Genomic DNA, 14186 nt, shown 5'->3' on the forward strand with positions numbered 1-14186 from the left:
CTCTCTCCCTTAGACGCGTTCGATGATGGTCGCGGTGCCCATGCCGGCACCGATGCAGAGCGTGACGAGCGCGGTGTTCAGGTCGCGGCGCTCCAGTTCGTCCAGCACCGTGCCCAGGATCATCGCGCCGGTGGCGCCGAGCGGGTGGCCCATGGCGATCGCGCCACCGTTGACGTTGATCTTGTCGTGCGGGATCTCGAACGCTTGGCAGTAGCGCAGCACGACGGCGGCGAAGGCCTCGTTGAGTTCGAAGAGATCGATGTCGGCAAGCGTCATGCCCGTGCGCTTCAGAAGCTTTTCGGTGACGTCGACCGGGCCGGTCAGCATCAGCGCCGGGTCGGAGCCGATATTGGCGAAGGCTTTGATGCGGCCACGGGGCTTCACGCCCATGCTTTCGCCGCCGGCCTTGGAGCCGAGCAGCACGGCGGCCGCGCCGTCGACGATGCCAGAGGAGTTGCCGGCGTGGTGGACGTAATTGAGGCGCTCGATCTCCGGATGGGCCTGGATCGCGACGGCTTCGAAGCCACCCATCTCGCCGGGCATCTGGAAGGAGGGGTTCAGGCTTGCCAGCGCCTGCATGTCGGTGCCGGGACGCATGTGCTCGTCATGGGCAAGGATCGTCAGGCCGTTCTGGTCCTTGACCGGGATGACGGAATTCTTGAAGTAGCCCTTCTCCCAGGCGTTTGCCGCCCGCTTCTGGCTTTCGACCGCGTAGGCGTCGACGTCGTCGCGCGAGAAGCCGTATTTGGTGGCAATCAGGTCGGCCGAGACGCCCTGCGGCATGAAGTAGGCCGGGAAGTTCACCGACGGGTCCATGAACCAGGCGCCGCCCGACATGCCGAGACCGACGCGCGACATGCTTTCGACGCCGCCTGCAATGACGATGTCATCGGCGCCTTGCGCGATCTTCGCCGCGCCGAAGTTCACGGCGTCGAGGCCGGAAGCGCAGAAGCGGGATATCTGCATGCCAGGCGCCTTGGTCGAATAGCCGGCCTCGAAGGCCGCCCCGCGCGGGATGACCGCGCCGGCTTCCATGACAGGATCGACGCAGCCCATGATAATGTCGTCGACGGTTGCTGTATCGAGTCCATTGCGGTCTCGGATCGCTTCCAGCGTCTTGGCGGCAAGGCGCACCGACGGCACCTCGTGCAGCGAACCGTCCTTTTTGCCGCGGCCGCGTGGCGTGCGCACGTGGTCGTAAATGAAAACCTTGGTCATTGTCTCATCTCCCTATCGGCGTCGGGCGCCGTTGAACTCAAAAAGCCTCGGCGGCCAAGGTCATCATCGTTTCTGCGCCGGTCTCGATGCGGGCCTTGCGCAGCGCCGTTTCCGGCATGATCCGCTCCATGAAGAAACGGGCCGTGACGAGCTTGTTGCGAAGGTAGCTTTCGCGGGCGTCGTCGCCGCTTGCAAGGCCATCCTCGGCAGCCTTTGCCATCTTCGCCCACATATAGCCAAGGACGACGAGACCGAAGAGGTGCATGTAGTCGGTCGAGCCTGCGCCGGCATTGTCGGGCTTGGCCATGGCGTGCTGCATGAACCACATGGTCGCCGACTGCACGTCGTTCAACCCCTTCTTCAGGTTCTTGGTGAAGAACGTCATCTTCTCGTCGTCGCGGTTCTCTTCACAGAAATCGCCGATCTCCTTGAAGAGCGCCATGACGGCGCGGCCGCCGTTCAAGCCGAGCTTACGGCCCACCAGATCGAGCGCTTGGATGCCGTTGGCGCCTTCGTAGATCATGGCGATGCGGGCATCGCGCACATACTGGCTCATGCCGTGCTCTTCGATGTAGCCGTGGCCGCCGAACACCTGCTGGGCCATGACGGCGTGGTCGAAGCCCTTGTCGGTCAGGACGCCCTTGAGGATCGGGGTGACGAGACCCAGAATGTCATCGGCAGTCTGGCGCTCCTTCTCGTCCGCCGAGCGGTGGGCGATGTCGGATTTCAGCGCCGTCCAGAGCAGGAACGCGCGGCCTGCCTCGTTGAAGGCGCGGATCGTCATCAGCGAACGGCGAATGTCGGGATGCACGATGATCGGGTCAGCCTTTTTATCAGGCGCCTTCGGGCCGGAGAGCGAGCGGCCCTGGATGCGCTCGCGGGCATAGTTGACGGCGTTCTGATAGGCGATTTCGGCGATCGCCAGACCCTGTAGACCGACGCCGAGGCGGGCTTCGTTCATCATCACGAACATGGCGTTGAGGCCCTTGTTCTCCGCGCCGATGAGGAAACCGGTCGCCTCGTCATAGTTCATGACACAGGTGGCGTTGCCATGAATGCCCATCTTGTGCTCGATCGCGCCGCAGGAGACCTGATTGCGCTCGCCCGGTGTGCCATCCGATTTGACGAGATGCTTCGGCACGATGAACAGCGAAATGCCCTTGGTGCCATCAGGCGCGCCTTCGATGCGCGCCAGCACCAGATGCACGATGTTGCCGGTCATGTCGTGCTCGCCGGCGGAGATGAAGATCTTCTGGCCCGAGATCTTGTAGCTGCCGTCACCTTGAGGCACGGCCTTGGTGCGCAGGAGGCCGAGATCGGTCCCGCAATGCGGCTCGGTAAGGTTCATGGTGCCGGACCATTCGCCGGAGACCATCTTCGGCAGATAGGTCTGCTTTTGCTCGTCCGAGCCGTGGACGACAATTGCGGCGATCGCGCCCTGGGTCAGCCCCGGATACATCATCAGCGACATGTTGGCGGCCGACGTATATTCACCGACGGCGGCGTGCAACGTATAGGGGAGGCCCTGGCCGCCGAATTCCTCGGGGACCGCAAGTCCCGTCCAGCCGCCCTGGCAGTAGGCGTCGTAGCCTTCCTTGAAGCCTTTGGGCACGGAGACGGAACCGTCTTCGCGGCGGACGCAGCCTTCCTGGTCGCCGGAATAGTTCAGCGGGAAGAGCACTTCTTCGGCAATCTTCGCAGCCTCGCCGAGAATCGCCTCGATCATGTCAGGCGTCGCATCGGCAAACCCCGGGAGATTGTTGTAGCGTTCCAGGCCGAGCACGTCGTTCAGCACGAAGAGCGTGTCGTTAACCGGGGCCTTGTAGACTGGCATTGTTCGAATTCCTCCAATTCGGCACGCCGGTCGAGGCCGGCATTTGAGAGTCTCTTACAAAATATTGACGTTTGCGTAAACGTCAAATTTCGCAGATCCTCGAATTTGTGATGACACGGTGTCGGGAATGGCGGGCGGGGAACGTCCTAGGGCTGTCGAACATTTCGTCAGAGCAGCTACGAGGAGGACAAATCCATGCTCAAGGTCAGTTCGAATCTCTGGTTCGAGAAGGACGTCCAGCAAGCCGTCGAATTCTATGTGGCGACCATTCCCAATTCGTCCATGGGGCGCACCACCATCCTGCCGGCGGAAACGCCGAGCGGCCCTCCGGGCAGCGTCAAGATCATCGACTTCAAGCTCGGGAAGCAGGATTTTGTCGCGATGGAAGCCGGCCCGCTCGACGCCTTCAACCACGCTTTCTCGATCTCGGTCGAATGCGAAACGCAGGCTGAGATCGACCGGATATGGAACGCCTTCCTGAAAAAAGGCGGCGTCGAAGAGCAGTGCGGCTGGCTGAAGGACCGCTGGGGCCTTTCCTGGCAGATAGTTCCGCGGGCGCTGATCGAGATGATCGCTGATCCGGATCGGGAGCGCGCCAAGCGCGTCACCGAGGTCATGCTCGGCATGGTGAAACTCGATATCGCGAAGCTCGAGCAAGCCTATCTGTAAGACGCGGGTCGCGAGCTGAAAGGCAAATGCGCGGTCACCGCTCTGTCATTCTAGCAATCACCCGCCCTCGTCCTTCGAGGCTCCTGCGGAGCACTTCAGGATGAGGGCTGGTCGTTGGTGCGCCTTTTGAGGGATTAAGGCCGGTCGTTAGTGCGGCGTCAATAAAATCGCCGACGACTTCCTTGCTCTGGGCGTACCGTCTCCAATCCTGCGCCACGGCTGCTCCGCCCTCATCCTGAGGTGCTCCGAAGGAGCCTCCACCGGCCTCCTCGCCACGCAACCGGGTTGCGTCCGAACGAAGACGCGCTAGACTTCGCAGGCAGACCGAGGAAAGAGCTTGGAGGAGCGATTTTATGAGACGGATGTGGCCGGAAGAGTTCAATTCCATCCTGGACGGAGCCGAGGAAGTCACGCTGGAGCTGCCGGCGGTGGAGCATGAGGACGGCACGCACAGCGAAGCGGTCAGCCGCAAGGCACTGAAAGTCCGCATTTCAATGGATGACTATGAGCGCATCTGGCCGCTGGCCGAAATGCGCTTCCGGCTCGACGGCAAGAGGGCCGGCAAGGCGATCACGCTGATCACCACCAGTCCGCACTACCATCGCTGGCACCCTGCCGATGGCGGCAGCGTCGACAATATTTCCGACAGCGGCCGCCACTACACGACGAAATACATCGTCGCGCATTTCCTGCTCGACGATGTGAGGGAAACGGCGGCCGCCTAAGCCGCCGTTAAATTCACGCCGCGTCCAGCGCCTGTTGCAGATCGGCGACGAGATCGTCCGGATGCTCGATGCCGATCGACAGGCGGATGGTTGATTCCAGAACACCGATCCGTTGGCGGACCTCGGCCGGCACGCCGGAATGGGTCATCGTTGCCGGATGGCTGGCGAGCGATTCCGTGCCGCCCAGGCTGACCGCCAGCTTGAATATCTGCAGGGCGTTCAGGAACTTGAAGGATGCCGGCTGGCCGCCCTTGATGTCGAAGGAGAAGGTCGATCCCGCACCGCTGCACTGCGCCGCGAAGGTGCGCCCAACTGGCGAACTGACGTCGTGATAGGGCAAATAGTGAATCCCGTCGACCTTCGGATGCTCGCGCAGGAAGTCGGCAACGACGCGGGCATTGTTGTTGGCCCGCTCCATACGAATCTGCAGCGTTTCCAGCGAACGGCCGAGCATCCAGCAGGAGTGCGGATCAAGCTGCGTGCCGATGGCGCCGCGCAACGCCTTGACCTGCTTCATGACGGCCTTCGGGCCGAGCGCCGCGCCGGCGATCAGATCCGAATGGCCGCCGACATATTTGGTCAGCGAATAGAGCGAGATATCGGCGCCGTGTTCGATCGGCCGCTGGAAGACAGGGCCAAGCAGCGTGTTATCACAGGCGACGATCGGCGTGTGGCCCTGTTTTCTGCCGATCGCGTCGGCGACACGGCGGATCATCGCGACCTCGACGAGGCTGTTCGTCGGATTGGCAGGCGTCTCGACGAGGATCACAGACACCCGGCCCTTGGCCATGGCGTCTTCGGCGGCGGCCTGAACCGACGTTTCGCTGACGCCATCGGCGAAGCCGACAGCCGCGACGCCGAGGTTGAGGAACGTCTTTGCCAGCAGCGTCTCGGTTCCGCCGTAGAGTGGCTGGGAATGCAGGATGGCGTCGCCCGGGCGCACGAAGGCAAGCAGCGTCGTCGCGATGGCCGACATGCCGGATGAGAAGAGCGCGCAACTTTCTGTACGCTCATAGACGGCAAGCCGGTCTTCGACGATTTCGCTGTTGGGATGATTGAATCGGGAATAGACGAGCCCCGCACCCTTGCCGGCAGGTGGCTCCTTGCGGCCGGATACGTAATCGAAGAAATCCCGGCCATCCTCGGCGGATTTGAAGACGAATGTCGATGTCAGGAACACCGGCGGCTTCACCGCCCCTTCCGACAGTTCCGGGTCGTAGCCATAGTTCAGCATCTGCGTTTCGGGATGCAGGGCGTGGTTGCCGATATGAGTCTTGGAAGGGTGTGGTGCGGTCATTGTCGTCTCCTCAAGAGATGCGCGTGATGCTCGCAAATTATATCAGAACGCGAGGACTGTTCTTGCTATTTGCAGCGCTCCTGTGCTCTCTGATGCAACTTATTGCGGAGAATGAAGAGTTGTGACGCAGAAAATTGCTGACGACATGGACCGGAAGATCCTTAGGGAATTGATGGGCGATGCCCGCCTTCCAAACAACGAGCTCGCCGAGCGTGTCGGGCTCTCCGCATCCGCCTGCCTTCGTCGCCTACGCCGGCTGGAGGACGCGGCGATCATCCAGGGTTACACGACGCTCGTCGATCCAGCCGTCGACGGCTGGACGATGACGGCACTGGCTTCCGTCAGGCTCAGCCGCCAGCACGAGGACGAGATTGAGATGTTCGAGAGCGCCGTTCGCGGATGGGACGAGGTGCTCGAGTGCCATCTGGTCACCGGATCGCGTGACTATGTGCTGAAGGTGATGAGTTCGGGGCTCGAGGATTATGAGCGTTTCATCAAGGAAAAGATTGCCCGGCTGAAATGCGTCGATACTATCGAGACCAGCTTCGTGATGAATACGATCAAGGCGCGGCGGGTGTAAAATCCGCTGGCGAGCTTGATGCCGTGTTCTGCGGTTTGGATTTCGGCGACATCGATCCGGAGGACGACAGGCATGACTGAGTTTCCTTACAGTTCGGCTCTCATCGTCGGTGCAGGGCCAGGCCTCAGTACCTCGCTTGCGCGCCAACTGACGGCGCGTGGCGTCAAGGTCGCGCTGGCAGCGCGCAACATCGACAAGCTGAACGAACTGGCCGGTGAGACCGGCGCAAGGACCTTTGCCACGGATGCCGCGCAGCCGGCTTCCGTCGCAGCACTCTTTGACGACGCCGCGTCTGCGATTGGCGATCCTGAGGTCGTCGTCTACAACGCCAGCGGCCGCCTGCGCGGTCCTTTGACCGAGCTCGACCCGGTCGCTGTCGAACAGGCAATTGCAATCAGCGCCTATGGTGGCTTTCTGGTCAGCCAGCAGGCTGCAAAGCGCATGATCCCGCATGGGCATGGCGCGATCCTGTTTACCGGGGCGACGGCGAGCATCAAGGGATATGCCCAGTCCGCCGCGTTTGCCATGGGCAAGTTCGCGCTTCGCGGCCTTGCCCAGAGCGCTGCCCGCGAGCTGGGGCCGAAGGGAATTCACGTCGCCCACTTCATCATCGACGGCGCCATCCGTTCAAGGATGCGTCAGGAAGACCCGGCCAAGCCGGATGCGACGCTCGATCCCGATGCCATTGCGCAAAGCTACATCGATGTCCTGCTGCAGCATAGGAGCGCATGGTCGCAGGAAATCGAGTTGCGGCCATGGACGGAATCGTTCTGATATCGGACTAACATGGCTTTGCCGCCTACGATTGCACGCGGAGCGATGTCGGCCGGTTTCAGCACGGAAACCGGCTCAAAATCCTGAAAAGTTAAAAAAATCTCACGCTGGTTAACGGGTTGTTTACCACGTTTCGTGAAAGGTGCGGTCTGAGCATTGGCGACCTGCATTCCTTTTTCCAGTCTCGCGTTCCATGGAATGCCGCTACGCCGTACAGGTTGCGGAAAGTCTAATGGATTATCCCTTCATGAATGGTGCTCTCGTCCGCATTCCGGTGCGGCGCTGACGGAAAAGCCAATGATCGGCCCTGACGAGGGTTCGGACAGACGAAGCGAGCAAGAAGATGAACGGATCGCGATCAAATTCCCCACGGCATTCCGACAGGGCGTCGCTCGATGCGCTGAACCGCACCATCGAAGGTCTGGAGGCGAGGATCGAGGGGCTGATCGGCACTGGTGCTCGCGACCAGCGCCAGCGTCCAGCGGCGCCGGAGCGCGAGAGCTACGCCGATCTTTATGCCGCCCGCGCGCCTTATGCCGCCGAAGCGCGGCCGGATCCCTTCGCTGAAATTCGCCAGCGCCAGCGCATTCTGGAGGCAAGCCGCGAACGCCCGACGGTGCGCGAGCCCGCACCGTACACGCGGGAGCCGTCGGCCTCTCCCCGTGCGCCGCTCCCGGTTGCCGAACGCGCGCCGCGTTCCGCCGCGCCGCAGCCGGCCGCGCCGCAACCGGCCCACCGCGCTGCCGAAGACACCATGACCGAGATCGCGCAGGCGCTCGTCAATCTTCGCCAGGACCTGAAGCGCGACATCTCCGATGGCGTGACGCGCGAAATGAACGCGCTGCGCGAAGAGATCCGCAGCATCAAGGTCGGGGCGGAAGACCGCCGCTTCGCCGATGACATCCGCGCCGACATGAGCCGCCTTGCGAGTAGCATCGATCAGCTTGCCGGTCGCTCCACTGCGCCCGAGGCGCAAGGGTTGCGCGGCGAGTTCGAAGAGCTGCGCTCGCTCATGGACGGGCTCGCACGCGAAGATTCAATCCGCCACATGGAAACCCGCTGGGACGGTTTCGAGCACCAGTTGCATGCACTCGACACGGCCGGTCTGCAGGAAGAGCTGGTGGCGCTTGCCTACCGGCTCGATGATATCAAGCGCCATATCGGCGGCATGGGCGAAAGCCCCGCCGTTCGGGCGCTGGAAGACAAGCTTATCTCCATCGCGACGGCGATGGAGCAGTTCGGCAGCATGATCCAGCCGCACGATCGGGCGATGGCCGAGCAGTTTGCAGCGGTCGATGGCCGGCTCGATGAAATCAGCCGCGCCATCGCGGCAACCGGTCGCGCCGCCGGCAGCGGCGATCCGGCCATGATGCATCGCCTCGAAGGCCGCCTGAACGCCCTGGGCGAACAGATCGATATGATGGGTCATAGCGTCGCGAGCCGCGCGGCGCCGGCTGATGGCCTGGCCGATCGGCTTGAAATCCTGACGCTGCGCGTCGAGGAACTCGCCAATGCCGAGGCAACCTCGCGCCTCGACGAGCGCCTGGAGCACCTGTCCTACCTGCTCGAGCAGAGCCACAAGGCTGCACCGCAGCCGGAGCTGACGGGTGCGCTTGCCGACATCTCGCGCAAGATCGATGCGCTCGAGGTTGGCTCGGTCAACGACGCGCTTGCGCAGCGCCTGGACTATCTTGCGCGCCGTATTGACGAAATGGATTTCCAGCCGCTCCAGCCTGTCGCCGCTCCGGTGGACGACAGCGCGTTCCGCCGCATCGAAAGCAGGCTCAGCGACATCGTCGCGCGCCTGGAGGAAAGCACCGCTGCACCGGCGGCCGATCCATATGCGCTGAAGAATCTTGAGGACCAGATCGCAAACCTGTCGGCGCTGATGAGCGAGCCGCGGCCCGCGGCCGAGCTGCCGGCGGATTTCGACCGCCGCATGGGCGCGATCGAAGACTATATGGCGACTAGCGACGAATATATCATCGAGGCTGCCCGCCAGGCGGCCGAAGCGGTGGTCGAGGCCTATGCGAGAAGCGGCGCCCTGCAAGGCGGCGCGCCGGCTGCGGCCGATATGTCGGCGCTCAATGCGCTTGCCGAAGATCTGCGCCAACTCGAGGATCTCAGCCGCAGCAGCGACGAGCGCACGCACAAGACCTTCCAGGCCCTGCACGAAACCCTGGTCCAGATCGCCGAGCGATTGGACATGATGGAAGACCGCGCTATCGCAAGGCCGGCGCTGAGAATGCCTGCCGCCGATGTCGATTTCGCAGTCGATACCTACGCAATAATGCAGGCTGGCGCCGAAGAAGCGCAGAAACCGGCGGTGTTCGGAACCCGCGCCCCGGCAAGCCGTCAGCCCGAAGTCGCCGAAGAAGCGCCCGCCGTGCCGGTCATGGCTGCAACCGACACCAGTGCGATCGCGATTGAGGCCGCGACCAAGCCGGCATCTTCCACAGGCCCCTCGAAGGGCAGCCTGCTTTCCAGCCTCGGAAAGCGTCTGCTGCCGAGCAAGAAGGCAAAGGCAGAGACCCCTGCCGCTGAACGCACCCTTATTGATCCCGCTCCTTCCATCGATCCCGTCGACGTGATGCCGCCGGAAGCCGCCAACGAGCCACTGGAGCCGGGCTCGGGTGCGCCTGACATCAAGAAGATCCTGGAGCGTGTACGTGCCAGCCAGAACGCTGCGCGGACGAACGTCAAGCCGGCGACTGAAAACGAGCGCGCCGACTATATTGCGGCTGCCCGCCGCGCCGCGCAGGCTGCAGCGCTGGAAACCGAACCGGCCGCCAAGCCCGTCAAGGCCGAGAAGAAGGCAAAGGACAAGGATGCCGTGAAGGGTAGTGCCTTCTCGCGCTTCCGGCGCCCGATCCTGCTTGCCGTCGGCGCCGTGCTGCTGGCGATCATGGCGTTCCCGCTGGCCCGCACGCTGACGAGCGGCCAACCGGCGCCGTCCGCCAAAGTTGCCCTGCTGACGGATTCGTCCAGCAACGCCCTGCCGCCCGACAGCGAAACGGCACCGGACCAGGCCGAAGCGACCGCTCCGGAAGTCCCGGCCGCAGAAGCCCCGGTCGCGCCGCTTGCAAGCGCCGATCCGGTACGCGCGCCGGCAGCACCCGACCATCTGACCGCAACCGCACCGCTGAGCGGCGACGCGGCCACCCCGCTTGCGCCATCCGGCGCTCTGCAGGACGCGTCCGGATTCGTTGCCAAGGACGCGGCCCCGGTCGCCGCAGGGATGGCGGCTGCGCCCGCCGCCCCGGCCGTGGAAACAGCGGGTATTGCCGTTCCCGATGTCGTGCAGCCGAAGTCGCTCGCCGATGCCGCCAAGAACGGCGATGCGCTGGCGCTCTTTGAGATCGGCGCTCGCTATAGCGAAGGCCGCGCCGGCATCGCCGTCGATCCGAAGGAGGCGGCAAATTGGTATCGGCTCGCTGCGGACAAGGGCTTCGCGCCGGCAGAATACCGTCTCGGCAACATTTACGAGAAGGGCACGGGTGTCGATCGCGATGTCGCCAAGGCGAAGCAGTATTACGAGCAGGCGGCAAACCAGGGCAACGCCAGCGCGATGCACAATCTCGCCGTGCTCTATGCCTCCGGCGCGCTGGGCCAGCAGGACTACAAGACGGCTGCGGACTGGTTCGTCAAGGCAGCCAATCTCGGCATCACCGACAGCCAGTTCAATCTGGCGATCCTTTGCGCCCGCGGCAATGGCGTCGCGCAGGATCTGACCGAGTCCTACAGGTGGTTCGCGATTGCCGCCAAGGGCGGCGACAAGGACGCGTCACAGAAACGTGACGAGGTCGCCAACGCAATGAAGCCGGATCAGCTCGAAAAGGCGCGCGCCAAGGCCGACCTTTGGAAGGCTGCACCGCTCGATAGCAAGGCGAATGGCGTGGACGTCCCGGATGAGTGGGTCGGCAATGCCACCAAGACCTCGACCGTCGACATGAAGAAAGCGATCCGCAACATCCAGGCGATCCTCAACAACAACGGTTTCGACGCCGGCCAGCCGGACGGCGAGATGGGCGCGAAGACGGTCGCGGCGATCAAGAACTTCCAGAAATCGATCGGCCAGGAGCCGAGCGGCAAGATCAACGACGTTACGGTGAAGGCGCTGCTGGAGCGCAACAAGGCGCCCGCCACCAAGGTCTGATTACCGCGCCCTCCGATCTCCCGTGCGCTTACGGGAGATCGATCAAAATGCGCGCCATGGTGTGCAGGTCCGTGCAAGCTTCGCCGAGTATTTGTGAGCAGAGCCTGGATTCAGTTCGTGCAGGCTCAGAGGCGGTGCGGTTGTATCTATCGCAGCTCAAGAAGAAATTTCGCATTCGGCGCGTATTCTTCCGAAAATGTTATTTGCAAAATATTGCAACTATGATTCTTCTTGCTGCGTAAGTGCTCTGCGTATCGTGATTCGGTGAATGTCGTTGATGCTGAATGATTTGGCGGAGATTCCGAATGATAGGTCTTGATATTGAGAGTTGGGCGCTGACGCGAGCTCACCATATAGTCCTCAACGAGGGATTGAATCTTGCGAAGGCGGCGCAGGATCTGGATCGAAAGCGGTCACGCACACTGGTCTATGAGCTTCAGAAAGTCATAGCCGCCGCCATCCTTGAAGCGCATGCAGCCAATGTGAATTCCGACGGGCCGCAGGCTGGCCACGGCGCCTAATCTTGCGTTGCTCTATATACGATAGCCGCCGGCTTAGGGGGGGAACCCGGCGACTGCTCGCGTCCTTTCCGGCAGATATCCATAGGTTAATTGCTTCAGGCCGACTAGGCGCCATAGCCGGCCTGTGCCTTCCCGGTTTCCGCGTCGAGAGTTTCGATCAGTCTGGTCATGACGGCTCGGGCCGCATCGAGTTCGGCTGATGTGAACGACTGCCCGAGCCTATCGGCCCACTCCGCCTGCGCTATGTCGATCGCGGCGAGGCGGGTTTCGCCTTCATCGGTCAATTTAACCAGTTTGGCGCGCTGATGCTGCGGGTTGTCGACGTAGCTGATCAGCCCGTCACCTTCGAGCGTATCCGCCAGCCGTTGCACGCCCTGCCGGGCAATCCCGAGCAGCCGGGCGATCTGCGCCACGGAATGCGCGCCACTTCGCGCGCCTGCAAGCACCTGCCAGCGAGCACTCGTCTGCCCGGTCGGCCTCGCCAAGTCGTCGCCGGCGGCGGTCAGCCGGCCTGCGAGCCGCAATGCGGTGATAGCAAATAGCGAGAAGGCATCGCCTTCGGCAGTCCGCTTTGGGCGATTTTGTTTGACAACATGTTGTCGTTTGTGTATCTCGTCAAGCATGACAACATATTGTCATGATCGGACGCCATTGCAAAGGGCCGGAGGAGGAAATTCCATGAAAAAGACCTACACGGGCAGCTGTCACTGCGGCAAAATCCGCTACGAGGTCGATGCCGATCTCCAGGCCGGCACCGGCCGCTGCAATTGCTCGGTCTGCGGCAAGCGGCGCTATTGGGGCGCGGTCGTGAAGCCCGAGGATTTCCGTCTGCTATGCGAGGAGACGGCGGCCGCCGACTATCAGTTCGCAACGATGAGCGGCCACCACCGCTTCTGCCCGACATGTGGCCTGCATGCCTACGGGCACGGGCATATCCCCGAGATTGGCGGGGACTATGTTTCGATCAATATCGCCTGCCTCGACAACATATCTCCGGAGGAGCTTGCTGCGCTGCCCATCCGCTACATGGATGGGCGCCACGACAACTGGTGGAACGAGCCAGCGGTGACGAGCTACCTCTAGTTCAAGCCGGCAGCCTTGCAGCCCTGCTGCGTTCGGCGCGGAGGCCGAGCAGTCCGGCTCCCGTCACCAGAATGATCGCCGTTGCATAAAGGTCAGTAGTCAGCTGGTAGCCAAGCGATTTGGCCAGAAAGCCGGCGAGGATGGCCGGGAGGCTGAAAGCCAGATAGCTCTGGATGTAGAAAGCGGACAGCAGACCGGCGCGTTCGTCGGCCTTGGCGAGCGGCATGATCGTGCCGATCGAACCAAGGAAGTTTGTGCCGAACCCGGCGCCCGCCAGGAGCGTGCCGACGAGCAGCAGCGGTACGTTGCCGAGGTGGACGCCGGCGACGACGGTCAGAATGCCAAGCGTGGTCGCGGTCGTGCCGAAACCGAGGTTGGCCGCACCGGACTTGCCGCGCCTGAGATAGACCGCAACCGCGCCCGAGACCATCAGCGCCGTTACGATCGCTCCGCCCGTCAGCGGCGCTCGGCTGCCGGTTGTGCTGGCGACCAGCGAGGGGACCAGCGAGAGATAGAAGCCGCCGAGCGTCCAATTTGCGATGTTGATCGGCGTGACCAGGGTGAGCGGGCGCTTGACCTGCGGTGGGATCGAAATCGTCGGCTTCAGGGAGTTCCAGAATCCCGGCCGCCGGCCGCCGGTCTCGCGGGTCGCCCAGATGGCGCTGGCCTGTCCGACGAAGGCAGCGAGCAGGATGGCGTAGACGAGGTGAAGCGGGAAAGGTCCGTATTGGATCAAGGCGCTGGTGCCGATGGCGCCAACGGCCATGCCCGAGAGCGGTGCGATGGAGTTGACGAGCTGTCCCTTCGCGCGGTCGACGTCGACGAGCGCTGCGCCGATCGACGCGCCGGCGATGCCCGTCGCCAGGCCCTGCACAATCCGCGCAGCAATCAACCAGCCTGGGCCGCTTGCAACGACGAACAGCGCCATGGCGATGATCTCCATGACGAGGGCCGTGAAGATCACCGGCTTGCGGCCAAGGTGGTCGGAGATCGAGCCGGCGATGAGCAATGCGGCAAGAAGCGCGAAGGCATAGACCGCGAAGATTACCGTGATCAGCACCGGAGAGAGCGCGAGGTTTTCCTGATAGATCCGGTAGAGTGGTGTAGGCGCTGCCGAAGCGCCGAAGAAGGTCGCGAGCGTGATCGCGTGGAAAGGGATCGGATTGCGCGAGGTCGTTGTGGAATTGGCGGCGCGGAACATATATAAGCCTCTTAAAGCTAATTCGTTGCGTTAGCCATGTAGGTCGATCCGACACTAAAAGCAAATAATTTGCGTTAATGGATCGGTCAAAGATTTTGAACCATGCGCCGGGCGGGAAGACAGGACGT

12 protein-coding genes are annotated in these 14186 nt (G+C 62.7%); 7 read left to right on the top strand and 5 right to left on the bottom strand.

Annotated elements, in window-relative coordinates; all coding sequences use genetic code 11:
* Positions 1-9: 9 nt before the first annotated feature.
* A complete protein-coding gene (locus PMI09_RS16415; protein ID WP_007796359.1) occupies positions 10-1218 on the bottom strand; it encodes an acetyl-CoA C-acetyltransferase in 1209 nt (402 codons plus the stop codon).
* Between the two features lie 37 nt (positions 1219-1255).
* On the bottom strand, positions 1256-3052 hold the full coding sequence (locus tag PMI09_RS16420) for an acyl-CoA dehydrogenase C-terminal domain-containing protein (protein WP_007796360.1): 1797 nt from the start codon (positions 3050-3052) through the stop codon (positions 1256-1258).
* Between the two features lie 195 nt (positions 3053-3247).
* On the opposite strand from PMI09_RS16420, the gene PMI09_RS16425 reads away from it, so the two are divergent.
* Both PMI09_RS16425 and PMI09_RS16430 read left to right on the top strand, forming a co-directional pair.
* Entirely contained in the window at positions 3248-3721 is a 474-nt protein-coding gene (locus PMI09_RS16425; protein WP_007796364.1) for a VOC family protein, read from the top strand.
* Positions 3722-4074: 353 nt separating this feature from the next.
* Positions 4075-4446: a hypothetical protein gene (locus PMI09_RS16430; protein WP_007796366.1), complete on the top strand. Its 372-nt coding sequence runs from the start codon at positions 4075-4077 to the stop codon at positions 4444-4446.
* A 13-nt stretch (positions 4447-4459) separates the two neighbouring features.
* Here the strand turns inward: PMI09_RS16430 and PMI09_RS16435 are convergent, their stop codons facing one another.
* The gene (locus PMI09_RS16435) at positions 4460-5743 is read right to left on the bottom strand and encodes a cystathionine gamma-synthase family protein (RefSeq protein WP_007796368.1); all 1284 of its coding nucleotides are present in this window, start codon (positions 5741-5743) and stop codon (positions 4460-4462) included.
* A gap of 121 nt (positions 5744-5864) precedes the next feature.
* Here PMI09_RS16435 and PMI09_RS16440 point away from each other — a divergent pair, with 121 nt between their 5' ends.
* The 4 genes from PMI09_RS16440 to PMI09_RS16455 all read left to right on the top strand — a co-directional run bounded on the left by PMI09_RS16440 (position 5865) and on the right by PMI09_RS16455 (position 11774).
* Complete coding sequence (locus PMI09_RS16440; protein WP_007796371.1) at positions 5865-6323, top strand: Lrp/AsnC family transcriptional regulator; 459 nt, start codon at positions 5865-5867, stop codon at positions 6321-6323.
* 72 nt (positions 6324-6395) lie between these two features.
* Positions 6396-7097, top strand: a complete 702-nt coding sequence (locus PMI09_RS16445; RefSeq protein ID WP_007796374.1) for an SDR family NAD(P)-dependent oxidoreductase — start codon at positions 6396-6398, stop codon at positions 7095-7097.
* Positions 7098-7440: 343 nt separating this feature from the next.
* Positions 7441-11253: an SEL1-like repeat protein gene (locus tag PMI09_RS16450; RefSeq protein WP_007796379.1), complete on the top strand. Its 3813-nt coding sequence runs from the start codon at positions 7441-7443 to the stop codon at positions 11251-11253.
* 305 nt (positions 11254-11558) lie between these two features.
* Positions 11559-11774, top strand: coding sequence for a hypothetical protein (locus PMI09_RS16455; RefSeq protein ID WP_007796382.1), 216 nt, complete (start codon positions 11559-11561; stop codon positions 11772-11774).
* A 104-nt stretch (positions 11775-11878) separates the two neighbouring features.
* Here the strand turns inward: PMI09_RS16455 and PMI09_RS16460 are convergent, their stop codons facing one another.
* Complete coding sequence (locus PMI09_RS16460) at positions 11879-12397, bottom strand: MarR family winged helix-turn-helix transcriptional regulator (protein WP_007796387.1); 519 nt, start codon at positions 12395-12397, stop codon at positions 11879-11881.
* Positions 12398-12452: 55 nt separating this feature from the next.
* Here PMI09_RS16460 and PMI09_RS16465 point away from each other — a divergent pair, with 55 nt between their 5' ends.
* Positions 12453-12857: a GFA family protein gene (locus tag PMI09_RS16465; RefSeq protein ID WP_007796389.1), complete on the top strand. Its 405-nt coding sequence runs from the start codon at positions 12453-12455 to the stop codon at positions 12855-12857.
* A gap of 1 nt (position 12858) precedes the next feature.
* Here PMI09_RS16465 and PMI09_RS16470 read toward each other — a convergent pair whose 3' ends face one another.
* Entirely contained in the window at positions 12859-14058 is a 1200-nt protein-coding gene (locus tag PMI09_RS16470; RefSeq protein WP_007796391.1) for an MFS transporter, read from the bottom strand.
* Positions 14059-14186: the final 128 nt, after the last annotated feature.

The organism is Rhizobium sp. CF122 (assembly GCF_000282035.1).
GTDB lineage: Bacteria > Pseudomonadota > Alphaproteobacteria > Rhizobiales > Rhizobiaceae > Rhizobium.

Coding starts and splice junctions, on each gene's coding strand:
- PMI09_RS16415 (WP_007796359.1), bottom strand. CDS start 1,218: ATGACCAAGGTTTTCATTTACGACCACGTGCGCACGCCACGCGGCCGC.
- PMI09_RS16420 (WP_007796360.1), bottom strand. CDS start 3,052: ATGCCAGTCTACAAGGCCCCGGTTAACGACACGCTCTTCGTGCTGAAC.
- PMI09_RS16425 (WP_007796364.1), top strand. CDS start 3,248: ATGCTCAAGGTCAGTTCGAATCTCTGGTTCGAGAAGGACGTCCAGCAA.
- PMI09_RS16430 (WP_007796366.1), top strand. CDS start 4,075: ATGAGACGGATGTGGCCGGAAGAGTTCAATTCCATCCTGGACGGAGCC.
- PMI09_RS16435 (WP_007796368.1), bottom strand. CDS start 5,743: ATGACCGCACCACACCCTTCCAAGACTCATATCGGCAACCACGCCCTG.
- PMI09_RS16445 (WP_007796374.1), top strand. CDS start 6,396: ATGACTGAGTTTCCTTACAGTTCGGCTCTCATCGTCGGTGCAGGGCCA.
- PMI09_RS16450 (WP_007796379.1), top strand. CDS start 7,441: ATGAACGGATCGCGATCAAATTCCCCACGGCATTCCGACAGGGCGTCG.
- PMI09_RS16455 (WP_007796382.1), top strand. CDS start 11,559: ATGATAGGTCTTGATATTGAGAGTTGGGCGCTGACGCGAGCTCACCAT.
- PMI09_RS16460 (WP_007796387.1), bottom strand. CDS start 12,397: ATGCTTGACGAGATACACAAACGACAACATGTTGTCAAACAAAATCGC.
- PMI09_RS16465 (WP_007796389.1), top strand. CDS start 12,453: ATGAAAAAGACCTACACGGGCAGCTGTCACTGCGGCAAAATCCGCTAC.
- PMI09_RS16470 (WP_007796391.1), bottom strand. CDS start 14,058: ATGTTCCGCGCCGCCAATTCCACAACGACCTCGCGCAATCCGATCCCT.